Below are 24621 nucleotides of genomic sequence, written 5' to 3'. Positions count from 1 at the left end.
CATTTCCCGGTAGGCTTGCCTGAGAGCGACATTCAAGACCCTGATGAATCAATGCCGATACAACACACAACGATCCGGCATTTGGAGTAACCGACATGTCCACGATGACCCCGGCTTCGGCCAACTCGCCCCAAACATTGCGCAAGGCACCGATGCCCCAGACGCTGGGATTCCTGCTGCTGGAGAACTTCACGCTGTTTTCGTTGGCCTCGGCCATCGAGCCGCTGCGCATGGCCAATCAGCTCGCCGGGCGTGAGCTGTTTCGCTGGTTCACGCTGAGTGTGGATGGCGGGCCGATCTCGGCCAGCGACGGTCTGCGGGTCACACCGGACGGTGCCATCACCATGCCGCTGGCGCTGGACATGGTCATCGTCTGCGGTGGCGTGGGGCCTGCCCGTACCGTGCAGCGCGAGCACGTCGTCTGGCTGCAGTCGCAGGCGCGCCTGTCGCGCCGGCTGGGTGGCATCTGCACCGGCAGTTGGGCGCTGGCCAAGGCCGGGCTGCTGGACGGCTACGAGACCAGCGTGCACTGGGAGTGCCTGGCGGCGATGCGCGAGTCGTTCCCCCGCACGGTGCTGACCACCCGGCTGTTCACCATCGATCGCGACCGCGCCACCGCCTCCGGCGGCACCGCGCCGCTCGACATGATGCTGACCCTGATCGAACGAGAGCATGGGCGTGAGCTGTCGGCGGGCATTTCCGAAATGTTCATCTGCGAACGCGTGCGCGGCGAGAACGACCACCAGCGCGTGCCGCTCAAGCACGTGCTGGGTACCACCCAGCCCAAGCTGCTGGAAATCGTGGCGCTGATGGAGGCCAATCTCGAGGAGCCCATCGAGCTCGCCGAGCTGGCCGACTATGTCGACGTCTCGCGGCGCCAGCTCGAGCGACTGTTCCAGAAGTACCTGCACTGCTCGCCGTCGCGCTACTACCTCAAGCTGCGCCTTACCCGGGCGCGCCAGTTGCTCAAGCAGACCTCGATGCCGATCATCGAGGTGGCCTCGGCCTGCGGTTTCGTCTCCACGCCCCACTTCTCCAAGTGCTATCGGGAGTTCTTCGGCCTGCCGCCACGGGAGGAGCGGCTCGGCATGAGCCCGTTGCGCCAGCCGGCGCTTCCCGAAGGCGCTTCCGATGGCCTGCTGCTGCAGCCGGTCTCCCTCGAGCCCGTCCCTGAGCAACCCATCTCGGCCGCGCTGGTAGCGCTCGACAACGCCCGCGGCGAGCCTACCTATGCCAGCGTGCGCCTGAAGCACTGAGTGACCGCCAGGCGTCTTGCCAGCAATTCCCCATCTCCCGCTTCGGCGGGAGATGCGCGTTTCAGGGGCCGTATTCGGGTCGAGTTACCGCGCTTCGCGTCGCAGCCGCGACAGAGGTGACGCTTTTGAGATTATCACCGTCGCTTCCAGAAGTCGGAACGGACCATGGCGGCGCTATGCTGCCCTCAAGACAATCCGATCCGGAGCACGCCCCATGACGCCCCAAGACCTGCACGACGACGCCATCGTCATCGACGGCCTGATCATCGCCAAGTGGAACCGCGAGCTGTTCGAGGACATGCGTCGCGGTGGACTTACCGCCGCCAACTGCACCGTCTCGGTGTGGGAGGGCTTCCAGGCCACCGTCGACAACATCGTCAAATCGAATCAGCTGATGGCCGAGTGCAGCGACCTGGTGCGCCCGGTGCGTACCACCGCCGACATCACCCGGGCCAAGGAGGAAGGCAAGACCGGCATCATCTACGGTTTCCAGAACGCCCATGCCTTCGAGGATCAGATCGGCTACGTCGAGATCTTCAAGCAGCTCGGCGTCGGTATCGTGCAGATGTGCTACAACACCCAGAATCTGGTGGGCACCGGCTGCTACGAGCGCGACGGCGGCCTCTCCGGCTTCGGGCGCGAGATCGTCGCCGAGATGAACCGCGTCGGCATCATGTGCGATCTCTCCCACGTCGGTTCCAAGACCTCCGAAGAGGTGATTCTCGAATCGAAGAAGCCGGTGTGCTACTCCCACTGCCTGCCTTCGGGCCTCAAGGAGCACCCGCGCAACAAGTCCGACGAGGAGCTGCGCTTCATCGCCGAGCACGGCGGCTTCGTCGGCGTGACCATGTTCACCCCCTTCCTGCGCGCCGGTATCGACGCCACCGTCGACGACTATGTCGAGGCCATCGAGTACGTCATGAACATCGTCGGCGAGGACGCCATCGGCATTGGTACCGACTTCACCCAGGGCCACGGCAAGGACTTCTTCGAGTGGCTGACCCACGACAAGGGCTACGCCCGTCGCCTGACCAGCTTCGGCAAGATCATCAATCCCGAGGGCATCCGCACCATCGGCGAGTTCCCCAACCTGACCGAAGCCTTGCTGCGCCGTGGGTTCAGTGAAACTCAGGTGCGCAAGATCATGGGGGAAAACTGGGTGCGTATCTTGAAAGACGTTTGGGGCGCCTGACGATAGCGGCTGAGGCGCCTCCTCGCAGGCCTGCCCCCGGACCAGCTCCGAGCGGTACTGCCAACGACGATGCTCTTGCCCGCAATGCCATAACAAACAAGATTTGAGGAAACCAACCGTGACCAAGATGGCCCCCGAGCTTCCCATCGAGGTGGATAGCGAAACCGGCGTGTGGACCACCGACGCCCTGCCGATGCTCTACGTACCGCGGCACTTCTTTATCAACAACCATACGGCCGTCGCCGAAGCGCTGGGTGTGGATAAGTACGCCGAGATTCTCTACCACGCCGGCTACAAGAGCGCCTGGCACTGGTGCGAGAAGGAAGCCGAGCTGCACGGCCTGGAGGGTGTCGAGGTGTTCGAGCATTACATGACACGTCTGTCCCAGCGTGGCTGGGGCAAGTTCGTCACCGAGGAAATCGACCTCGATGCCGGCACCGCCCGGGTACGCCTGGAGCACAGCGCTTTCGTCTATCAGCTGGGCAAGACGGGGCATAAGGAAGAGTACATGTTCACCGGCTGGTTCGCCGGTGCCATGGACCAGATCCTCGCCGCCCGAGGCAGCAATCTGCGCACCGTGGCCGAGCAGACCCAAAGCGCCGCCGAACCCGGCTGCGATGTGGGCATCTTCACCGTTCAGCCGCTGGCCGACGCTCAGGGTTGAGGAGGTTTTCATGGCATTCGACGCGATCTTCGAGCCGATCCAGATCGGCAAGCTGACCATCCGCAACCGCGTGGTCAGTACCGCCCATGCCGAAGTGCATGCCACCGACGGCGGCATGACTACCGAGCGTTACGTTCGTTACTACGAGGAGAAGGCCAAGGGCGGCTGCGGGTTGTGCATCTGCGGCGGCTCCTCGGTGGTCTCCATCGACAGCCCCCAGGGCTGGTGGAGCTCGGTGAACCTGTCCACCGACCGCATCATCCCTCACTTCCAGAATCTCGCCGATGCCGTGCACAAGCACGGCGGCAAGATCATGATCCAGATCACCCACATGGGACGGCGCTCGCGCTGGGACGGCTTCGACTGGCCGACCCTGGTGTCGCCCTCGGGTATCCGCGAACCGGTGCACCGCTCCACCTGCAAGACCATCGAGGAGGAGGAGATCTGGCGTATCGTCGGCGACTTCGCCCAGGCCGCTCGGCGGGCCAAGGAAGGCGGACTGGACGGTGTCGAACTCTCCGCCGTGCACCAGCACCTGATCGATCAGTTCTGGAGTCCGCGGGTCAACAAGCGCACCGATCAGTGGGGCGGCAGCTTCGAGAATCGCATGCGCTTCGGCATGGAGGTGCTCAAGGCGGTGCGCGCCGAGGTGGGCGACGACTTCGCCGTGGGCATGCGCATCTGTGGCGACGAGTTCCACCCCGACGGCCTGACCCATGAGGACATGAAGCAGATCGCCGCCTATTACGATGCCACCGGCAAGGTCGATTTCTTCGGCGTGATCGGCTCCGGCTGCGATACCCACAACACCCTGGCCAACGTGATTCCCAACATGTCCTTCCCGCCGGAGCCCTTCCTGCACCTGGCGGCGGGCATCAAGGAAGTGGTCAAGGTGCCGGTGATCCACGCCCAGAACATCAAGGACCCCAACCAGGCCCAGCGCATTCTCGAAGGGGGCTACGTCGATCTGGTGGGCATGACCCGTGCCCATATCGCCGATCCGCACCTGATTGCCAAGATCAAGATGGGGCAGATCGACCAGATCAAGCAGTGTGTCGGTGCCAACTACTGCATCGACCGCCAGTATCAGGGCCTCGACGTGCTGTGTATTCAGAACGCCGCGACGTCGCGGGAGTATATGGGACTGCCGCACATCATCGAGAAAAGCGAAGGACCGAAGCGCAAGGTGGTGGTGGTAGGCGGCGGCCCCGGCGGCATGGAGGCGGCCCGCGTCGCCGCCGAGCGAGGCCACGACGTCACCTTGTTCGAAGCTGAAGAGCAGCTGGGCGGTCAGATCACCATCGCCGCCCAGGCGCCGCAGCGCGATCAGATCGCCGGCATCACTCGCTGGTACCAGCTGGAACTGACACGCCTCGGGGTCGATCTGCGCCTGGGTACTCGCGCCGACGAAGCCACCCTCGAGGACCTGCGCCCCGATGTCGTGATGCTGGCCACCGGCGGGCAGCCCTTCCTCAGCCAGAACCCGGAGTGGGGTTACTCGGAAAACCCTGAGGAGAGTTTGGTGGTGAGCGCCTGGGACGTTCTCAGCGGTGCGGCGGAGCCGGGCAAAAACGTACTTATCTACGACACCATCTGCGAATTCACCGGCGTCTCTGTAGCGGATTTCCTTGCCGACAAGGGCTCCAAGGTCGAAATCGTCACCGACGACATCAAGCCGGGTGCCGCGGTAGGCGGCACCACCTTCCCGACCTATTACCGCAGCCTCTACGAGAAGGAGGTGATCATGACCTCCGACCTGGCGCTGCATAAGGTCTACCGTGAGGGCGGGCAGCTGGTGGCGGTGCTCGAGAACGAGTATACCGGCGCTCTGGAGGAGCGGGTGGTCGATCAGGTGGTGGTGGAGAACGGCGTACGCCCGGACGAGGGGCTCTACTACGCACTCAAGGAGCGTTCGCGCAATCGTGGCCAGGTGGATCTCGAGGCGCTCTACGCCGCCAAGGCGCAGCCCAGCTTGAGCGAGCAGGGCGAAGGCTACCTGCTGTTCCGCCTGGGCGACTGCACCGCGCCGCGCAATACGCATGCGGCCATCTACGACGCCCTGCGGCTGTGTAAAGACCTTTGAAAGCTATTGCGCTCGGCCAGGCGTTGTTGAAGTTCGGCTCGTCATGCTCATGGAGCAAGCAGTCCACTCCGCTGACTCGCCGAACTTCGCCTAGCCTGGCCGTCGCTCATGACGCTTTCACCGTGCCGGCCTCTGTGGGCGTCGGGTCAGCCCCGACGTCAACGCTAACGCCAAAGCCAACGGCTTATGAGACGAGGTGAGCACCATGCTCGACACCCTCCTGCCGATACTGATCTTCTCCGCCCTGGCGCTGGCCCTGATCGGCGCCGTGCGACGCATTCTCCTCTGGCGCCAAGGACGCTCATCGCCGGTGGCTATCCTCCAAGGTCTTGCGGCCATGCCGCGGCGCTATCTGGTCGACCTGCACCATGTGGTGGCGCGCGACAAGGTCATGTCCAACACCCACGTGGCTACCGCCGGGGGCTTCGTCGCCGCCGCCGTGCTGATGATCCTGGTGCATGGCCTGGGGCTTGCCAACCCGGTGTTGGGCGGGCTGCTGCTGGTCGCGAGTGCGTTGATGTTCGTGGGTAGCCTGTTCGTCGCCAAGCGGCGGCGCAATCCGCCCGCCCGGCTCTCCAAGGGGCCGTGGATGCGGCTGCCCAAGAGCCTGATGGCGTTTTCGTTGAGCGTGTTCCTGATCACCCTGCCGACGGTAGGCCTGCTCCCCGCTGGAACGGGCAGCGGAATTCTTGCCCTGGCACTAGCCGCCGTGCTGGTTTGGGGGCTGGGTGAAATGGTGTTCGGCATGACCTGGGGCGGGCCGATGAAGCACGCCTTCGCCGGGGCTCTGCATCTGGCCTTCCATCGCCGCCCCGAGCGCTTCGGTGAGGGCAACCGCTCCACCGGCCTCAAGGCGCTGAACCTGGATGATCCCAAGGCCCCCCTGGGCGTCGAGACGCCCAGCGACTTCACCTGGAACCAGCTACTCGGCTTCGACGCCTGCGTGCAGTGCGGTCGCTGCGAGGCGGTGTGCCCGGCCTTCGCCGCCGGTCAGCCGCTCAATCCCAAGAAGCTGATTCAGGACATGGTCGTCGGTATGGTCGGCGGCAGCGATGCCGGGTATGCCGGTAGCCCCTATCCGGGCAAGCCGGTGGGCGAGCATGCCGGTAGTCCCCATGGCCCTATCGTCGCCCGTGAGGGGACCGCCCTTGTCGATGCCGAGACGCTGTGGTCGTGCACCACCTGCCGCGCCTGTGTCGAAGAGTGTCCGATGATGATCGAGCATGTCGATGCCATCGTCGACATGCGTCGCTTCCTCACGCTGGAGCAAGGCAATACGCCGGGCAAGGGGGCCGAGGTACTCGACAATCTGATCGCTACCGACAACCCTGGCGGATTCGATCCCGGCTCGCGCATGCACTGGGCGGCGGATCTCAACCTGCCGCTGATGCGTGAGCTGGGGCAGGTGGACGTACTGCTGTGGCTGGGAGACGGAGTCTTCGACATGCGCAACCAGCGTACCCTGCGCGCCCTGGTGAAGGTCCTGCGTGCCGCCGAGGTGGACTTTGCCGTGCTCGGCAATGAGGAGCGCGACAGTGGCGATGTGGCGCGTCGCCTGGGCGACGAGGCCACCTTCCAGGTGCTCGCCAGGCGCAACATCGCGACACTTTCGCAGTACCGTTTCCAGAGCATCGTGACCTGCGATCCGCACAGCTTCCACGTGCTCGGCAACGAGTACGGCGCGTTGGGTGGCGACTACGAGGTGCGTCACCACAGTACCTATATCGCCGAGCTGTTCGCAGCGGGCCGGCTGCAGGTCGCCCCCAGTAAGGGTGGCAAGGTCACTTACCATGACCCTTGCTATCTCGGTCGCTACAACGGTGAATACGAAGCGCCGCGCAATGTGCTCAGGTCGCTGGGAATCGAGGTCACCGAGATGGAGCGTTCGGGCTATCGCTCGCGCTGTTGCGGCGGCGGCGGCGGGGCACCGATCACCGACATCCCCGGCAAGCAGCGAATTCCCGACATGCGCATGAACGACGTACGTGAGACCGGAGCCGAGCTGGTGGCGGTGGGCTGCCCACAGTGCACTGCCATGCTCGAAGGGGTGGTCGATGCCACCGCCGAAGTGCGCGACATCGCCGAGCTGGTGGCCGATGCCCTGGTAACGAGGAGCGAATCGCGGCGCGAGGAGACACACCAGCCCCTGCCTGCCGGTACTTCCCGCCCCGAGGTGAAGGAGGTCGCATCATGAGTGAGATTCAGCGCCGCGATCCGCGCAGGGAGTGGATCGCCCGCAATCGCCTGCACCCCGAACACCTGAGCGTGCTTGCTGAGCTTGGCAAGCGGAGCGCATCCGCGACGACCGAATGGATGGGCCCCAACGGGGTGATCCGCAGGGACCCCCATGCGGTAGGCTTCATCGGTCCCAACGGCATCAAGCGTATCGATCGCAGCGGTGCCCAGCAGGGTGGCCATGCCGTCGTCGGCACGACGGGGACGAAGGAGAGTCGTCGCCTGGTAACGATCGACGAGCCTGCCTTCCTGGTGGCGGTGGTGCCGGACATGCCCGGTGGGCGACTCTCGGCGCACGACCGCGACCTGCTGGGCCTGGCCCGACAGCTGGCCGATGCCGATGGCGAGCGGCCCGGGGCGGTATTGGCGGTGGTCTTCGGTAGTCACAAGCGCGAGGGGGGCGGCGAGCTGAAAGAGACGTCCTTCGATGAAGCCGGTGTCGACCGCTTGATGCAACTCGACGACGCCCTGTTCGATGGCTACGCGCCGGAGGCGCGCCTGGCGGCGCTTACTGCCGTCGAGCGTGAGCTGGCCCCGCGGCTGTGGCTGTTACCCGACTCCAAGCTGGGCGGCGCGGACATGGGGCGGCGCCTGTCGGCGCGCCTGGGCGAACGGCCAGCCGCCGGGGTATGGCAGATCGAACGCGATGATGCCTGCGCCCTGGGCTGGCGCTGTATCGGAAGGGGGGCTGCCGGCAGCAGCGATATTCAGCGTACGCTGCCGCGCGTCGTGCTGGCATTGCCCGAGTGCGCCGAGCCGGTCTTCGAGACTCGTCATGCCGCTCAGCCGCTGTCGCTGAAGCAGGCGCTGCCCTCTCTGTTGGGGCGCATCGAGGATCGGGGCCAGGTGGCCGTCGACCCGGCCGGCGTGGCGCTTTCAGAAGCTGAATTCATCCTCTCCGCCGGCAACGGCGTCAAGGATTGGGACGGGTTCCACCACGCCGCCAAGGTGCTGGGAGCGACCGAAGGTGCCTCGCGGGTGGCGGTGGACGACGGCTTCATGCCGCGTCACCGCCAGGTGGGCGCCACCGGGACCTGGGTGACTGCGCGGGTCTACATGGCGGTGGGTATCAGCGGCGCCATTCAGCATCTTCAGGGAATCCAGAGCTGCGACAAGGTGGTGGCGATCAACCTCGATCCCGGCTGTGACATGGTCAAGCGCGCCGACCTGGCGGTGATCGGTGACTCGGCGGGCATCCTCGCGGCACTGGTCGAGATGGTACAACGGCAGCGAGAGGAGAAGCGTGATGCAGCCTGAAGCACTAGGTGAGGCAGTCCTCGACGTGGCGGTGCTGGTTTCGGTCGGTCGGCACCCCGTGACCGGGCGTGCTCGTCGCGCCGATCAGGATGCTCGCGGCGTCGAGCTGGCCAAGTCGCTCGAGAGAGCCAAGGTCACCCTGCTGCATGCGGGCACGCTCGGTGAGGAGGATGAGGAGGCCCTGCGCGGTTATCTGGGCATGGGCCTGCCGAGCCTGGCTCTCATCGAACAGCCGCGCGGCGCCGACGTGCTCCCCGCACTGGCTCGTGCGCTTGAGGAAGCCAACCCGCAGCTGGTGATTGCCGGCGAGCGCGCCGAGCAGGGCGAAGGGTCCGGCATGCTGCCCTATCTGCTGGCCGAACGCCTGGGTTGGCCGCTGATCGGCGGTGTGGCCGATGTGGAAAGCATCGAGAATGGCACGGCCACATTGCTCCAGGCGCTGCCGCGCGGCCAGCGCCGTCGGCTGCGGGTGCGTCTGCCGGCGATCGTCAGCGTCGACACCGCTGCTCCTGCCGCTCGCCAGAGCGCCTTCGGCCCGGCCCGGCGCGGTGAGATCGAGGCCGAGCCCGCCGCGGTCGAGTGGGACGAGGCCCAGGCGGAGTGGAACGTGACACCCGCGCGCAAGCGCCCCAAGCGGCTCAAGATCGTCAAGGCGGCCTCGGCGCGGGATCGCTTCAAGGCCGCCGCGGCCAAGGCCGAAGGCGGCAGTGGTCAGGTGTTGACCGACGTGACCCCGGAGCAGGGCGCCGAGGCGATCTTCAAATTGCTGAAGGACGAGGGAGTATTACGCTAGGCTCGACCACAGCGTCTCATCCAACGACGACCCCGGCCCTGGCCGGGGTCGTTGCGTTGGGGCGCCGGTATTTGTGGATATAGGCAGCACACAGGGTAAGTGGCACACACGCCAACTGCACTCCGGCGGCGGGCCTTGCATCGCTTGCGACAGCAATCCAGTTGGTCGGTCTCTGGGAGCTTGGCTTATTGTCTTCCCCAACAAGAAGACCCCGGCCAAGGCCGGGGTCGCGTGGTTGCTTCTTACCTGGGGTCGATGGTGTATCAGGCCGGCTTGGCCAGCGCCAACCCGCGTTGCTCTTCCCTCAGCCCCTTGACCAGACAGTAGGCCATGCCCAGCAGCACCAGGGTGAAGGGCAGTCCGGTGGCCACGGCGCCGGCCTGGAGCGCACCCAGTGCCGTACTGCCGCCGCCATAGAGCAGAATGCCTGCGATCACGCCTTCCAGCACTGCCCAGAACACGCGCTGGCCGCGGGGCGCGTCGGTCTTGCCGCCGGCGGTGATGTTGTCGATCACCAGCGAGCCGGAGTCCGACGAGGTGATGAAGAAGATCAGTACCAGCAGTATCGCCAGGCTGGAGGTCAGCGTGGTCAGCGGCAGGTGTTCGAGCATCTGGAACATTGCCAGCGAGACGTCGCTGATGCCGTCGGCCAGGGCGCCGACACCGGCGGCCGACTGGTCCAGGGCGGTGCCGCCGAAGGCGCTCATCCAAACCAGGGTCACCAGGGTCGGCACCAGCAGCACGGCGATCAGGAACTCACGCACCGTACGCCCGCGGGAAACCCGGGCGATGAACATGCCGACGAAGGGCGACCAGGAGATCCACCAGGCCCAGTAGAAGACCGTCCAACCGTGGTACCAGACGGTGTCGTCGCGACCGACCCAGTTGGAGAGCGGCACGATGTGGCTGGCATAGGCCAGGGTGGTGCTCCACAGATTGTTGACGAACAGCAGCACGCCACCGGTGATGATGACGAAGGTGAGCAGTGCCAGGGCGATCAGCATGTTGATCTTGGAGAACAGCTTCACGCCGCCGTCGATCCCGCGCCACACCGAGAACAGCGCCACGGCGGTGACCACCACGATGATGGCGAGCTGGGTGCCGATGGTATTGGGCACGTCGAACAGGTAGTTGAGGCCGCCCGCCGCCTGGGATGCGCCGAAGCCCAGCGAGGTGGCCAGGCCGAAGATGGTCGCCAGTACCGCGACGATGTCGATCACGTGGCCGAACCAGCCGCGCACCCGTTCACCGAGGATCGGGGTGAAGGCCGAGCGCAGGGTCAGCGGCAGGCCACGGTTGTAGGCGAAGAAAGCCAGCGACAACCCCACCACGCCATAGATCGCCCAGGGGTGCAGGCCCCAGTGGAACATCGTGGCGCCGATCGCCGCGCTGGCACCGGCCGGGGTGTGCGCCGGGGTATCGAGCGGGGTGCCGTACCAGTCGGTGTAGTAGGCCACCGGCTCGGCAACGCTCCAGAACATCAGGCCGATGCCCATGCCCGCGGCAAACAGCATGGCGAACCATGAGGTGGTGGAGTACTCCGGCCGTGCGCCGGTGCCACCCAGGCGGATGCGACCCACCGGCAAGACGATCAGCGCCAGGCACAGCAGCACGAAAAGATTGCCGGCAATCATGAACAGCCAGTCGAAGTACTCTATCGACCAGCCGCGAGCCGCTGTGAGATGGCCGTTGGCGGCATCGGGATAGACCAGGGCATAGAGGATGAAGGCCAGGATGGCCAGGGCCGAGAGTGGGAAGACAGGGTGGTGGAAGTCCATCCCCAGCACCTGGGCGTTGTCCTGCCCGGGTGTGAGAATGGGTTCATCGTCTTGGCTCATGGGGATTCCTCGCATGTTGTTGTTGGTAACCGCAAGCGACAGGCGCTCCCGGGCGAGCCATTGTTGGGCCAGGCCGAAGTGAGGGATGTCGTGAAAGCGACCTCCAGCTATCCGCTGGCTCATCGTCGCGGCGGCGTGTCTCAGGTAGGCAAGCAGAGGTCTCTGTGGGGCAAGTGCGGCATCGTCAAGGGCATAGGCTGAAGCGGCGGAATGTGCCGCACCTGACAACAACGAACGGGAGCCAGCCATGAGCCAAGCCAACCGCGGAGTCGTCTACCAAGGCCCAGGCAAGGTCGAGGTAGAAGCCATTCCCTACCCCGAACTCGCACTGGGCAATCGCCGCTGCGATCACGGTGTGATTCTGAAGGTCGTGACCACCAACATCTGCGGCAGCGACCAGCACATGGTGCGCGGTCGCACCACGGCGCCATCCGGCCTGGTGCTGGGACATGAGATCACCGGCCTGGTGATCGAATGCGGCCGCGACGTCGAATTCATCCAGCCGGGCGACCTGGTGTCGGTGCCCTTCAACATCGCCTGCGGGCGTTGCCGCAACTGCAAGGAAGGCCGCACGGGGATCTGTCTCAACGTCAATCCGGCGCGCCCGGGGGCCGCCTATGGCTACGTCGACATGGGCGGCTGGGTCGGCGGTCAGACCGAGTACGTCATGGTGCCCTACGCCGACTTCAACCTGCTGAAATTCCCCGACGCCGACCAGGCCATGGAGAAGATCCGTGACCTGACGCTGCTCTCCGACATCTTCCCCACCGGCTTCCATGGCTGCGTGACGGCCGGAGTCGGGCCTGGCAGCACGGTGTATATCGCCGGGGCGGGCCCGGTGGGGCTGGCGGCGGCGGTTTCGGCCCAGCTTCTGGGCGCGGCCTGCGTGATCGTGGGTGACATGATCGAGGAGCGCCTGGCCCAGGCGAGAAGTTTCGGCTGCGAAACCATCGACCTGACCCAGGAAGGCGACATGGCCGACAGGATCGAGGCGATTCTCGGCGAGCGAGAAGTGGATGCCTTCGTCGACTGCGTCGGCTTCGAGGCTCATGCCTGCGGTTGCAACCACGGCAAGGAGGCGCCCGCCACGGTACTCAACTCGGCAATGTCATTGACCCGTGCCGGCGGCCAGATCGGCATTCCCGGCCTCTACGTGACCGAAGATCCGGGTGCTGCCGATGATGCCGCCAAGCAGGGTGCACTGAGCATGCGCTTCGGCCTCGGCTGGGCCAAGTCGCACTCTTTCCATACCGGCCAGTGCCCGGTGATGAAGTACCACCGCCCGCTGATGCAGGCGATCCTGTTCGGCAAGGTCAATATCGCCGATGCGGTCAACGTCCAGATGATCAGTCTGGATCAGGCGCCGCAGGGCTACGCCGACTTCGACGGCGGCGCGGCGAAGAAATTCGTCATCGACCCCCACGGCAGTGTGGCCGCGTGAGGCGGTGCCCCAGCGTGGCCGCCTGAGCGATAGCAGGGTAAGGTAGAGGAAGGAACGACCACGGCAGCAGGAGGTACGAGAGATGATGATCGCCGACCTGATCGATACTCAGGATTTCCGTGAACGCCTGCTGGCGCTGGGCATCGACCTTCCCTCGAATGCCGATCCCGACACCTGCGCTCGGCTGGCCGCTCGACAGCATGCACACTGCGCCGTGCCGGGCCTGCCGGCGCTGGTCAAGGGACTGGAGGCACAGTCCGGGGTCATGCTGCCCGAGGTGCGCGAGGCGCTGGCGAGCCATCTGCGGTCTGCCGTCTAGCCGTTGAGCTCAGGCCTGGCGACGCCGCTACTGCCCTAACCCCAGTGAAACGAATCGCCCCCGGCCTAGGCCGGGGGCGATTGCTTTTACCTACGCAAGTACCTACGCAAGGGGACGAAGCCTAGCCGCCGACCAGCTGCAGGTGGGGAGCGCTGTGGCCCAGATTTTCCTGCATCCGCTCGCTATACCAGTCGATGAAGTCGATCACACCGAACTCGTAGGTTTCCGAATAGGGGCCCGGCTGATAAGCCTTGGAGTTGATGCCGCGCTGGTTCTCCTCGGCCAGACGCTTGTCCTGGGCGTTGGTGGCGTCCCACACCCGGCGCATCTCATCGGGGTTGTAGTCGACGCCTTCCACGGCGTCCTTGTGCACCAGCCACTTGGTGGTCACCAGCGTTTCCTGGGGCCCCAGCGGCAGCACGCGGAACACGATGGCATGGTCGCCCATGAAGTGGTTCCAGGAGTTGGGCAGGTGCAGGATACGCAGCGAGCCCATGTCGGGGCTGGTCAGACGGCCCATCAGCTTGCGGCAGGCCGGCTTGCCGTCCATGGTCATGGAGACCACGCCATCCAGCAGCGGCGTGCGGGTCAGGCGGTTGCGCTTGCCGAAGCGCTTGAGCTGCCAGGGAACCTGCTGGTCGTCCCAGTCGGACTGTTTCTTTGCCACCAGCGCCTTGTAAGCGGCCGTGGCGCGGGGATCGTCGGTGTCGTCGAACTCCTGCAGCGAGTTGAGCAGCTCGGGGTGGGCGCCGTTGCAGTGGTAGCACTCGCGGTTGTTCTCGATGACCAGTTTCCAATTGGCCTGCTCGACGATGTTCGACTCCACGGCAACCTTGAGGTTGGCCATCTCGTAGGGCTCGAGATAGTGCTCCAGGGTGATCAGGAAGTCGTCGATGGCCGGTGGCTGCTCGGCCAGGCTGACGAAGATGAAGCCACCGCCGGTGCGCACGTGGACCGGCTTGAGGCCATAGGCGGAGAGGTCGAAGTTCTCGCCCATGTCGCTGCCGGCGAACAGCAGGCGACCATCGAGCTCGTAGGTCCATTGGTGATAGGGGCAGACCAGCTTGGCCACCTTGCCCTTGTCGCTGACGCACAGTCGCGAGCCACGATGGCGGCAGACGTTGTGGAAGGCATGGATCGCACCGTCATTGCCACGCACGATGATGACCGGGTTATCCCCGACCTGAAGGGTCATGTAATTGCCCTTCGCCGGTACCTCACAGGTCATGCCAGCGAACAACCACTCTTTGCCGAAGATCTCCTGCATGTCCAGGGCGAACAGCCGGGCATCGTTGTAGAAGGGCTGCGGCAACGAGAAGTTGCGAGCACGTTCGGCAAGTATCGCGGCGGTCGCTTGGCGCGCTGGGTCCAGGGGATCGTCAAGGGGGGCCGGAGAGAGTGGGTCCATGGAAACTTCCTCATTGCTGGCCGCGTCTGCGGCATCGGTCGAATTATTGGTGTCGTGATGGCATGGATGTCTGATGGGATCAGGGCGAGTTTGGATCAGCTGCCGCCCCCCCAATTGTCTGCCGACGACCCGAATGGATTCAGGCGCGACCAGCGAGAGTAGAAAAGTCATGTCTCATGGAGACCATGGGTACGTTCATGTCGCAGTCAGGCAAGTCGGGCTCTTGCCTACTGACGCAGAATTCGTTCAACGACAGGCGGATTGCCGCAGTCGGAGCCACCCACGCTGAACAACGCCAGGCGACTCGACATGACCATGAACTTTCTCAACCCCGTCACGACCCAGACCTGGACCAACGGCCGCCATGTGGTGCGCTGCGTCAAGGTGATTCAGGAAACCTGGGACGTTCGCACCTTTTGCTTCATGGCCGAGCAGCCGGTGCTGTTCTTCTTCAAGCCGGGGCAGTTCGTGACCCTGGAGCTGGAGATCGAGGGGGAGCCGATCATGCGCTCCTATACCATCTCCAGTTCGCCATCGATCCCCTACAGCTTCTCGATCACCGTCAAGCGGGTGCCGGGCGGAAGGGTATCCAACTGGCTGCATGACAACATGAGGGTCGGCAACGAACTGGCAGTACACGGGCCGGTGGGCAACTTCAACTCGATCGACTTTCCCGCCGAGAAGGTGCTGTTCCTCTCCGGCGGCGTGGGCATCACGCCGCTGATGTCGATGACGCGCTGGTTCTTCGACACCAACGCCAACGTCGACGTCGAATTCATCCACAGTGCGCGTGCCCCGCGCGATGTCATCTACCATCGCGAGCTGGTGCACATGTTCTCGCGGATCCCCGAGTTCAAGCTGCATATCGTCTGCGAGAAAAAGGACGACATCGGCGAGGCCTGGGCCGGCTATCGAGGCTATCTGACTCAGCCGATGCTCGAGCTGATGGCGCCGGATTTCCTCGAGCGCGAGATATTCTGCTGCGGCCCTACCCCCTACATGAATGCGATCAAGCGCATCCTGCGTGATAACGGTTTCGACATGAGCCACTATCACGAGGAGTCTTTCGGCGCCACGCCGCTGGACGTGCGCGAGGAAGTGCTGGAGCTGGCCGAGCAAGCCGAGGCAGAGGCCGAGGAGATCGATTACGCCGACTTGCTCAGCGTCGAGTTCGCCGGCTCGGGCAAGAGCGTGCGCATCCAGCCGGGCGAGACGGTGCACGCCGCCGCCTCCAAGCTCGGGCTGCATATTCCCAAGGCTTGCGGCATGGGTATCTGCGGCACGTGCCGGGTGGGCCTCAAGTCCGGCGAAGTGGACATGGAACACAACGGGGGTATCACCGAAGAGGACATCGAAGAGGGTTATATCCTCTCCTGTTGCAGCAAGCCGCTCGGCAATGTGGTGGTCGATTACTGAAGCCTGCTGGGGCGAGGCTCAGGTGTGCCGAGCTTCGTCGAACAGCTCGTCGACGCGACACACCTCGCCGCAGCTGTCCAGCGAATAGCCGGGCAGCTCGAGGACGGCTTGCTGGAACGGTTCGCTGCGGATCATCTCGAGCAGGCGTTTCACACTGGGATCGGTGAGGCTCTTGCGCTGACACAGTAGAAGGTAGTGTTCGGTGGTCAACGGCTGGAAATCCAGGCCGAACTGGCGTGCGGCGGCTTCCACGCCGAAGCCCACATCGGCCATGCCGGCGGCAATGTAGGCGGCCACGGCGGAGTGGGTGTACTCCTCGAGCTCGAAGCCCGGGATGCGCTGAGATGAGAGCCCAGCCTCGCGCAACAGGATATCGAGCAGCGCTCGGGTACCCGAGGCCTGCTGGCGGTTGATGAAACGCACATCGCCGCGAACCAGATCGGTCAGGCCGGCGACTCCCTTCGGGTTGCCCGGTGCGAGCATCAGCCCCTGACAGCGGGTGATGAAACGAATGATGCAGTGGCTGCGTGGCCGCAGCTGGCGCCGATAGCCCTGCATCAGCGGCCCGCGTGTCGCCGAGGTCGGCATGTGGTAGCCGGCCACGTCGCAGACGCCGCGATTGAGGGCGGCCAATGCCTCTTGGGGGCTGCAGTATTGCAGGTCGAGCTGAAAATCGCTGGCGAAGCGGGGCAGCAGCGCCACGGCATAGCCGTGGCTGGCATGCATGCGCAGCACCGGCTCGACGCCCTCGAAAAGCTGTTGAAGTTCGAGATTGAGCTCCGAGCCCAGGCTCTCGAGCTGTGGACCGAGCCGGGCGGCCACCCGCTGTCGTGCCCACAGCAGTTTGTCGCCTAGTGGAGTGAGTCGCGCACCGCGCCCTTTTTGCATTTCCACCAGCGCCACACCGAAGAAATCGGCCCACTTGTTGAGCAAGTTCCAGGCGTGGCGATAGGAGATGCCGGCTTCGGCGGCAGCCTCGGTCAGCTTGCCGCTGCGATGAATGCCTTGCAGCAGCCCGAACAGCTGCGGATCCAGGCGGTTACCTGCTTCGTCGGTAAAGGACCAGGCCGGCTCGATTCGAATGCGTTTCATATGATGTGTTTTTCATATTTTGAAAAGACCGCACTGCTGCTACCTTCATTATAAGGCTGCAGAGCAGAGCAAGTGGCAATCTTGTTTCATATATGCACTGTAGTACATAACTTAGCATAACGATAATCATACAGCGGATTCGAACGTATCGGTGAAGTGGCGATGACGAGTCTCCTACGTTCGCTTCGAGGCCAGGCCATGTTAAACAGCGCACACCTAAACTGGACCCCCCAGCAGGTTCAGGACGAAATCGACGCCCTGAAGCACAAACCCGGGGCTCTGCTACCCATCCTGCACGCGATTCAGGACCGCTGGGGCTACGTACCGCGCGAGGCGGTGCCGCTCATTGCCGAGTCGTTGCAGCTCACCCGGGCCGAGGTGCACGGCGTGATCAGTTTCTACCACCACTTCCGCACCACGCCGCCGGGGCGCCACGTGGTGCAGCTGTGTCGCGCCGAGGCGTGTCAGGCTCGCGGCTCGCGGGCGCTGGAAACCCACGTGCGAGACGTGCTCGGCATCGACTATCACCAGACCACCGCCGATCGCGAGATCACCCTGGAGCCGGTCTACTGCCTGGGCAACTGCGCCTGTGGTCCATCGCTACGTGTCGGCGAGCGCATCCATGGCCGGGTCACGCCGGAAAAATTCGATCGCCTGGTGGATGATCTGACCGTTCAAGTCCTGGAGGTAGGTTGATGAGCGTCAAGGTCTATGTACCCCGCGAGACCACGGCTCTTGCTCTCGGTGCCGATGAGGTGGCCGCTCGCATCAAGGCGGAGGCGGCCGCCCGTGACATCGACATCGAGCTGGTCCGCAACGGCTCCCGCGGTCTGTTCTGGCTGGAACCCCTGGTCGAGGTCGAGACATCGGCGGGGCGCATCGCCTATGGACCGGTCGAGCCCGGCGACGTGGCCGGGCTGTTCGACGCCGGGCTGCTGGAAGCCGGTTTGCAGACACACGGTTCCCAGTCACCCCTCTACCAAGGGCCGGTCGAGGCGATTCCCTACCTGCAGGCTCAGCAGCGGCTGACATTCTCACGCATCGGCGTCACCGACCCGCTCTCCCTCGACGACTACCGTGCTCATGACGGTTTTCGCGGCCTGGATCAGGCGCTTGCGCTTTCGCCTCAGGCCATCGTCGACGAGGTCAAGGCCTCCGGCCTGCGCGGCCGTGGCGGGGCGGCGTTTCCCACCGGCATCAAGTGGCAGACAGTGCTCGACGCCCCGGCCGAACAGAAGTACATCGTCTGTAACGCCGACGAGGGCGACTCCGGCACCTTTGCCGACCGCCTGGTGATGGAATGCGACCCCTATTTGCTGATCGAGGGCATGGCCATCGCCGGCCTCGCCGTGGGCGCCACCCAGGGCTACGTCTACCTGCGTTCGGAATATCCGCTGGCCCTCGAGATCTTCAATGAGGCCATCTCCCGCGCCGAGGCCGCCGGCTATCTCGGCGCCGATATCCGCGGCAGCGGCCGACGCTTCGACCTCGAGGTGCGCCTCGGCGCCGGCGCCTATATCTGCGGCGAGGAGACCTCTCTGCTCGAAAGCCTCGAGGGCAAGCGCGGCATGGTGCGCTTCAAGCCGCCGCTGCCGGCGATAGAGGGCCTGTTCGGCCGGCCCACCGTGGTCAACAACGTTCTGTCGCTGGCCGCGGTGCCTTTCATCCTTGCCCACGGGGCCAAGGCCTATGCCGACTGCGGCATGGGCCGCTCGCGGGGCACCCTGGCGCTGCAGTTGGCCGGTAACGTCAAGCGCGGCGGGCTGGTGGAGCTCGCCTTCGGCACTACCCTGCGTGAACTGATGGAAGGCTTCGGCGAGGGTACCGAAAGCGGTCGTCCGCTACGCGCGGTACAGGTGGGTGGCCCGCTGGGCGCCTACCTGCCCGAGAGCCAGTGGAACCTGCCGCTGGACTACGAGGCCTTCGCCGAAGTGGGCGCGGTGCTAGGTCACGGCGGTGTGGTGATGTTCGACGACACGGTGGACATGGCCGAGCAGGCCCGCTTCGCCATGGAGTTCTGCACGGTGGAGTCCTGTGGCAAGTGCACTCCCTGTCGCATCGGCGCGGTGCGCGGCGTCGAGGTCATCGACCGCATACGCCAAGGCGACAACCGCGAGGCCAATCTCGTCCTGCTCGGCGACCTATGCGAAACCATGGTGGACGGTTCTCTCTGCGCGATGGGTGGCATGACCCCCTTTCCCGTGCAGAGCGTGATGAAACACTTTCCCGACGACCTGCAGCGCGACGCGCAGCCGCGTTGAGCGGGAGGAGGTACGACATGTTGCACTATTACGATCCCAAGCACGCGTTCGACCCCAGCCTCGTCTCTCCGGAGCGCGACTACGGCACCCCGGCGCGGCTCTCCGAGACCCTCGTCACCCTCGAGATCGACGGCCACGAGATCACCGTTCCCGAAGGCACCTCGGTGCTGCGCGCAGCGGCCTTGGCCGACATCAACATTCCCAAACTCTGCGCCTCGGACAACCTCGAGGCGTTCGGTTCCTGCCGGCTGTGCGCAGTGCAGATCGAGGGCAAGCGCGGCCTGCCGGCTTCCTGCACCACGCCGGTCGAAGCCGGCATGCAGGTCACCACGCAGAACTCGCGGCTGGCCAAGCTGCGGCGCAACGTGATGGAGCTTTACATCTCCGACCATCCGCTGGACTGCCTGACCTGCCCGGCCAACGGCGACTGCGAGCTGCAGGACATGGCCGGTGCGGTGGGGTTGCGCGAGGTGCGCTACGGCTTCGAGGGCGAGAATCACCTTTCCGCGGAGACCGACGACTCCAACCCCTACTTCAGCTTCGATCCCAGCAAGTGCATCGTCTGCTCGCGCTGCGTGCGCGCCTGCGAGGAGGTGCAGGGCACCTTTGCCCTGACCATCGAGGGGCGCGGCTTCGAGTCCAAGGTGGCGGCCGGGCAGAGCGAGGCGTTCATGGACTCCGAATGCGTCTCCTGCGGCGCCTGCGTGCAGGCCTGTCCGACCTCGACGCTGATGGAAAAATCGGTGATCGAGCAAGGCCAGCCGGAGCACAGCGTGGTCACCACCTGCGCCTACTGCGGCGTGGGATGTTCGTTCAAGGCCGAGATGCAGGGCGATCGGGTGGTGCGGATGGTGCCGTACAAGGGCGGTGACGCCAACCACGGCCACTCCTGCGTCAAGGGCCGCTTCGCCTTCGGCTACGCCACCCATCCGGACCGCATCACGACGCCGCTCATCCGCGAGTCGATCGACCAGCCCTGGCGCGAGGTGGGCTGGGAAGAGGCGATTGCCTTTGCCGCCGAACGCCTCAAGGCGATTCAGGCGAAATACGGCCGCGAGAGCATCGGCGGCATCACCTCGTCGCGCTGCACCAACGAGGAGACCTACCTGGTGCAGAAGCTGGTGCGCACGGCCTTCGGCAACAACAACACCGACACCTGTGCTCGGGTATGCCATTCACCCACCGGCTTCGGCCTCAAGGCGACCCTGGGCGAGTCCGCCGGTACCCAGACCTTCGACTCGGTGATGAAGTCCGACACCATCGTCGTCATCGGTGCCAACCCCACCGACGCCCACCCGGTTTTTGCCTCGCAGATGCGTCGTCGGCTGCGTCAGGGCGCCGAGCTGATCGTCGTCGACCCGCGGCGCATCGACCTGCTCAAGACGCCGCATCATCACGGCGCCCAGCATCTTGCCCTGCGCCCCGGCACCAACGTGGCAATGGTCAATGCCCTGGCCCACGTGGTGATCAGCGAGGGGCTGGAGGACCGCGAGTTCATCGCCAAGCGCTGCGACGAGTCGGGCTACCTGGCCTGGCGCGAGTTCATTCTCGACGAGCGCCACTCGCCCGAGAACGTCGAGGCGATCACAGGCGTGCCCGCCGAGCAGGTGCGGCGCGCGGCGCGCACCTACGCCAACGCACCCAACGGTGCGATCTACTACGGCCTCGGCGTCACCGAGCACAGCCAGGGCTCGAGCATGGTCATGGGTATCGCCAACCTGGCGCTGGCCACCGGCAACATCGGCCGCGAGGGCGTGGGCGTCAACCCGCTGCGGGGGCAGAACAACGTTCAGGGCTCCTGCGACATGGGCTCCTTCCCCCACGAGCTGCCGGGCTATCAGCACGTCGGCGATCCTGCCGTGCGCGAACGCTTCGAGGCGGCCTGGGGAGTTCCCATCGACGACGAGCCGGGGCTGCGCATCCCCAACATGTTCGATGCCGCCGTTGCCGGCGACTTCAAGGCGCTCTACGTGCAGGGCGAGGACATTGCCCAGTCCGACCCCAACACCCAGCACGTGGAGCTGGCGCTGCGCGCGCTGGAATGTCTGATCGTGCAGGACATCTTCCTCAACGAAACGGCCAAGTTCGCCCACGTGCTGCTGCCGGGCTCCTCCTTCCTGGAGAAGGACGGCACCTTCACCAACGCCGAGCGGCGCATCAACCGGGTGCGCAAGGTAATGCCGCCGCTGGCCGGCAAGCAGGATTGGGAAGTGACCGTGGACCTGGCCAATGCGCTGGGCTATCCCATGCACTACGATCACCCGGCGCAGATCATGGACGAGATCGCCAGCCTCACGCCGAGCTTCACCGGAGTGAACTATGCGCGTCTGGACGAATTGGGCAGCATCCAGTGGCCGTGCAACGAGGCGTACCCGAAGGGCATGCCGACCATGCACGTCGAGGACTTCCCCATCGGCCTGGGACAGTTCGCCATTACCGACTACGTGCAAAGCGATGAGCTCAGCAACCGGCGCTTCCCGCTGCTGCTGACCACCGGGCGCATCCTCTCCCAGTACAACGTCGGTGCCCAGACACGGCGTACCCACAACCAGGCCTGGCACGACGAGGACGTGCTCGAGCTGCACCCCGCCGACGCCGAGCTGCGCGGCGTGCGCGACGGCGACTGGGTGGGAATCACCAGTCGCGCCGGCCAGACGGTACTGCGCGCACGGGTCAGTGACCGCATGCCGCCAGGGGTGGTCTACACTACGTTTCACCACCCGGGCAGCGGGGCCAACGTCATCACGACGGATAGCTCCGACTGGGCAACCAACTGTCCCGAGTACAAGGTGACTGCCGTTCAGGTCGAGAAGGTCAGCCAGCCCTCCGCCTGGCAGCGCCAGTTCCAGAGCTTCGATCGACTGCAGCTGGGGCTGCTGCGCGGTGTCACCGACGAAGCGGGCGACCAGGCCCTCAGCGGAGCGCGTGAATGAGTGACGAGCACAGTCGCTGCAAGGCCCCGGTGGACGTGCGCCGGGGCGGCAGCGCCGAGCGGTTGGAGGACAGCATCGCCGTGGAGATGCCGGTAGCGTTGGTCTACAACGGCATCTCCCACGCCGTGATGATGGCCACCCCTGCCGATCTCGAGGATTTCGCCCTCGGCTTCAGTCTTACCGAGGGCATCCTGCAAGCAGCGGACGAACTCTACGATATCGAAGTGCGGGAGGAGGCCGCCGGCATCAGCGTGCATCTCGATATCGCCGCTCAGCGCTTCATGGAACTCAAGCAGCGCCGCCGAAGTCTGGCCGGGCGTACCGGCTGCGGCCTGTGCGGCACCGAGTCGCTGGAGCAGGCGATCCGGCCAATCGCACCGGTAACGGCGCCTGTGGTTGCCGATGGTGCCATCCAGCATGCCCTTGAGGCACTGCGCTGGCACCAGCCGCTACAGCGCGAGACCGGTGCCACCCACGGCGCCGCCTGGTGCAGTCTCGATGGACGGATACAGCTGGCCCGCGAGGATGTGGGTCGCCACAACGCCTTGGACAAGCTGATCGGCGCCATGCAGCGCCGGCCTCTGGATCCCCATCACGGCTTCGTGCTGGTTTCCAGCCGTGCCAGCTACGAGATGGTGCAGAAGTGTGCCGCGGCGGGTATCGGCTGTCTCATTGCCGTGTCGGCTCCGACCTCACTCGCCATCGAACAGGCGCGTCAGGCCGGGCTGCTGCTGGTCGGCTTCGCCCGCTCTGGGCGTCACGTCATCTATCATCAGCCGGTCGCCGCGATGGCGCCGGTATTTCATGCCAGCGGAGGTTGATGTAGCCATGAGCCGCAGCCAGCTCGATACCTTGATTCACATGGTGAACCAGATCGCCGTGAACAACGCCCACTACGGCGATACTGCTGCCGAACGTATACACACCCACCTGGTCAAGTTCTGGGCGCGGAGCATGAAGCGCCAGATCGTCGAATACCTTCACCAGGACGGCTCTCAGCTCTCGCCGTTGGCGCGTCAGGCCATCGAGCGGCTGGCCCGAAGTCAGAGCGAAGCGCGCCCGGCGAACGCCTGAAGCCGGGGTTGTCACTCCTTTTTCAACGATACCTGGCGAGCCCCTCTTTCGCGCCGGCCGCCCTGTGGTATATTCGCGCCATGCGTCTCATGGCCCGGCCCACGGCCAGACGGGGCGGGCCTCCCTACCCCGTAGCGAAGCCCCCCTCGGAAGCGTCGTAACGCGCTCCTCCCCACCATGTAGTCGCATCCCCGGCGAAGGGAGTCATGCCGTGACCGTTTTGTCATGGTGCGGGCCACGGCTGGCCGGAAAAAAATCGATCGGTATCAAGCCGACAGCCAACACTCCACTACGCACGGCAGGGGCTGCATGAACAAGGCATCTTTTCTGGCCGCCGCATTGACGGCAGGCTTTTTCACCTTTGGGTCACAGGCCCAGGCAAACATACCCTCCAGTCTGGAGGCGATCGGCGATCTATCCGGGCAATCCGCTCTGTGGCAGGCACTCGATGCCGTCGCCATGCCCGAGGGGCTGACGGCCGATGAGGTCTGGCTCAGTATCGATTTGCGTAACCGCCAGGTGCGGGTCTTTCGCGGCGAGCACGTGATCAAGCGCATCGAACACCTCGCCTTCGGTGCCGGCGGCGCCGCACCTCTGCGTGCCAAGGGCAGCTCGATGACGCCGCTGGGTGAGTTCCGCGTCGACCGTATCAATCGCGCCTCGCGCTTCGGCCTGTTCTTCGGCTTCGACTACCCCAACGCCCAGGTGGCCGAAGAGGCGCTGCAAAGCGGCAAGATCACCCTGCAGGAATATTGGTATATCGACGATTACAGGCGCCGCCATGGGCGGGCGCCGCATACCACGGCATTGGGCGGTTTGATCGGCATCCACGGGCTGGGCCGTGGCGATCCCGAGATCCATCGCAGCTTCGACTGGACCGAGGGCTGCGTGGCGGTCAGCAACGAGGAAATCCGTGCGCTCGACCCGTGGCTGCGAATCGGTACGCGGGTGGTGATAAAAGGCTGAGGCAGGCGGGAGCTGGCGGAAGAGCGTGGGAGTCGAACCCACCAGGGACCGCTGGCAGCCCCTGCCAGATTTGAAGTCTGGCCGCCCCACCGGGGGTCGATCCTCTTCCTTGAGCGGTTTTCCATATTGGGGCCGTTGCCCTACGGCCACAGGTCGGCGTTGCGTATCGCGCGCTCGTCTCCGACGCGGCGCGTGAAGCCTACCTTATCAAAGAATTCGAGAATATGTATGGCCAGCTTGCGGCCGGTGCCGATGCGGTCGCGAAAGGCGGCGGCCCGAATCCTGCCGTGCTCGCGTTCCAGTGCCTGCAGGATGGCGGCCATCTCGACCACCGTGGTGGCTGGGTAGAAGTGATCGCGGCGTACCTGATAGAGCCGGCCGAGCCGTGCACAG

The 24621-nt window shown here is 65.0% G+C and carries 20 protein-coding genes and 1 tRNA gene; 16 read left to right on the top strand and 5 right to left on the bottom strand.

The genetic code is table 11. The features are described 5' to 3' along the window. The first annotated feature begins 95 nt into the window (after positions 1-95). The 7 genes from gbdR to etfB all read left to right on the top strand — a co-directional run bounded on the left by gbdR (position 96) and on the right by etfB (position 9480). Positions 96-1256, top strand: coding sequence for a choline metabolism transcriptional regulator GbdR (gene gbdR / locus AC2VNO_RS09350; protein WP_486933882.1), 1161 nt, complete (start codon positions 96-98; stop codon positions 1254-1256). A 214-nt stretch (positions 1257-1470) separates the two neighbouring features. Then, entirely contained in the window at positions 1471-2448 is a 978-nt protein-coding gene (locus AC2VNO_RS09345) for a dipeptidase (RefSeq protein WP_010625861.1), read from the top strand. A gap of 118 nt (positions 2449-2566) precedes the next feature. Further along, positions 2567-3112, top strand: a complete 546-nt coding sequence (locus tag AC2VNO_RS09340) for a DUF5943 domain-containing protein (RefSeq protein WP_486933881.1) — start codon at positions 2567-2569, stop codon at positions 3110-3112. 10 nt (positions 3113-3122) lie between these two features. Next, a complete protein-coding gene (dgcA, locus tag AC2VNO_RS09335) occupies positions 3123-5195 on the top strand; it encodes a dimethylglycine demethylation protein DgcA (RefSeq protein WP_486933880.1) in 2073 nt (690 codons plus the stop codon). Between the two features lie 205 nt (positions 5196-5400). Then, positions 5401-7389, top strand: coding sequence for a (Fe-S)-binding protein (locus AC2VNO_RS09330; protein ID WP_486933879.1), 1989 nt, complete (start codon positions 5401-5403; stop codon positions 7387-7389). Beyond that, positions 7386-8687: an electron transfer flavoprotein subunit alpha gene (etfA, locus tag AC2VNO_RS09325; protein ID WP_486933878.1), complete on the top strand. Its 1302-nt coding sequence runs from the start codon at positions 7386-7388 to the stop codon at positions 8685-8687. The genes AC2VNO_RS09330 and etfA overlap by 4 nt, the downstream gene beginning before the upstream one ends. Next, positions 8677-9480 (top strand): electron transfer flavoprotein subunit beta, encoded by an 804-nt coding sequence (etfB, locus tag AC2VNO_RS09320; protein WP_486933877.1) that lies wholly within the window; start codon positions 8677-8679, stop codon positions 9478-9480. The genes etfA and etfB overlap by 11 nt, the downstream gene beginning before the upstream one ends. Before the next feature lie 263 nt (positions 9481-9743). On the opposite strand, the gene AC2VNO_RS09315 is transcribed toward etfB, so the two are convergent. Then, positions 9744-11318: a BCCT family transporter gene (locus tag AC2VNO_RS09315; protein ID WP_486933876.1), complete on the bottom strand. Its 1575-nt coding sequence runs from the start codon at positions 11316-11318 to the stop codon at positions 9744-9746. 247 nt (positions 11319-11565) lie between these two features. On the opposite strand from AC2VNO_RS09315, the gene fdhA reads away from it, so the two are divergent. Both fdhA and AC2VNO_RS09305 read left to right on the top strand, forming a co-directional pair. Further along, positions 11566-12759 (top strand): formaldehyde dehydrogenase, glutathione-independent, encoded by a 1194-nt coding sequence (gene fdhA / locus AC2VNO_RS09310; RefSeq protein ID WP_228574089.1) that lies wholly within the window; start codon positions 11566-11568, stop codon positions 12757-12759. Positions 12760-12841: 82 nt separating this feature from the next. Continuing rightward, positions 12842-13078, top strand: a complete 237-nt coding sequence (locus AC2VNO_RS09305) for a hypothetical protein (protein WP_486933875.1) — start codon at positions 12842-12844, stop codon at positions 13076-13078. Positions 13079-13199: 121 nt separating this feature from the next. On the opposite strand, the gene AC2VNO_RS09300 is transcribed toward AC2VNO_RS09305, so the two are convergent. Next, positions 13200-14486, bottom strand: a complete 1287-nt coding sequence (locus AC2VNO_RS09300) for an aromatic ring-hydroxylating oxygenase subunit alpha (RefSeq protein ID WP_486933874.1) — start codon at positions 14484-14486, stop codon at positions 13200-13202. 309 nt (positions 14487-14795) lie between these two features. Here AC2VNO_RS09300 and AC2VNO_RS09295 point away from each other — a divergent pair, with 309 nt between their 5' ends. Continuing rightward, positions 14796-15902, top strand: a complete 1107-nt coding sequence (locus tag AC2VNO_RS09295) for an FAD-binding oxidoreductase (RefSeq protein WP_486933873.1) — start codon at positions 14796-14798, stop codon at positions 15900-15902. Positions 15903-15920: 18 nt separating this feature from the next. On the opposite strand, the gene AC2VNO_RS09290 is transcribed toward AC2VNO_RS09295, so the two are convergent. After that, the gene (locus AC2VNO_RS09290) at positions 15921-16994 is read right to left on the bottom strand and encodes a substrate-binding domain-containing protein (protein ID WP_486933872.1); all 1074 of its coding nucleotides are present in this window, start codon (positions 16992-16994) and stop codon (positions 15921-15923) included. Between the two features lie 198 nt (positions 16995-17192). Between AC2VNO_RS09290 and AC2VNO_RS09285 the strand changes: the two genes are divergently transcribed. The 6 genes from AC2VNO_RS09285 (at position 17193) to AC2VNO_RS09260 (ending at position 24228) form a co-directional block, all read left to right on the top strand. Beyond that, positions 17193-17690 (top strand): formate dehydrogenase subunit gamma, encoded by a 498-nt coding sequence (locus AC2VNO_RS09285; RefSeq protein ID WP_486933871.1) that lies wholly within the window; start codon positions 17193-17195, stop codon positions 17688-17690. After that, complete coding sequence (locus AC2VNO_RS09280; RefSeq protein WP_486933870.1) at positions 17690-19255, top strand: formate dehydrogenase beta subunit; 1566 nt, start codon at positions 17690-17692, stop codon at positions 19253-19255. The genes AC2VNO_RS09285 and AC2VNO_RS09280 overlap by 1 nt, the downstream gene beginning before the upstream one ends. A 17-nt stretch (positions 19256-19272) precedes the next feature. Next, positions 19273-22188, top strand: coding sequence for a formate dehydrogenase subunit alpha (gene fdhF / locus AC2VNO_RS09275; RefSeq protein ID WP_486933869.1), 2916 nt, complete (start codon positions 19273-19275; stop codon positions 22186-22188). Further along, positions 22185-23009, top strand: coding sequence for a formate dehydrogenase accessory sulfurtransferase FdhD (fdhD, locus tag AC2VNO_RS09270; RefSeq protein ID WP_486933868.1), 825 nt, complete (start codon positions 22185-22187; stop codon positions 23007-23009). The genes fdhF and fdhD overlap by 4 nt, the downstream gene beginning before the upstream one ends. 7 nt (positions 23010-23016) lie before the next feature. Then, positions 23017-23262, top strand: a complete 246-nt coding sequence (locus tag AC2VNO_RS09265) for a formate dehydrogenase subunit delta (protein ID WP_486933867.1) — start codon at positions 23017-23019, stop codon at positions 23260-23262. A 309-nt stretch (positions 23263-23571) separates the two neighbouring features. After that, the gene (locus AC2VNO_RS09260) at positions 23572-24228 is read left to right on the top strand and encodes a L,D-transpeptidase family protein (RefSeq protein ID WP_486933866.1); all 657 of its coding nucleotides are present in this window, start codon (positions 23572-23574) and stop codon (positions 24226-24228) included. 13 nt (positions 24229-24241) lie between these two features. Here AC2VNO_RS09260 and AC2VNO_RS09255 read toward each other — a convergent pair. Both AC2VNO_RS09255 and AC2VNO_RS09250 read right to left on the bottom strand, forming a co-directional pair. After that, positions 24242-24337 (bottom strand) — tRNA-Sec (locus tag AC2VNO_RS09255). A 31-nt stretch (positions 24338-24368) separates the two neighbouring features. Then, a partial coding sequence (locus AC2VNO_RS09250; protein ID WP_486933865.1) for a SelB domain-containing protein occupies positions 24369-24621 on the bottom strand: 253 nt, incomplete at its 5' end.

It is taken from the genome of Halomonas sp. TH-94 (assembly GCF_057473365.1).
The sequence above is the reverse complement of the archived record's forward strand: the minus strand, read 5'-3'. Positions and strand labels throughout refer to the sequence as shown.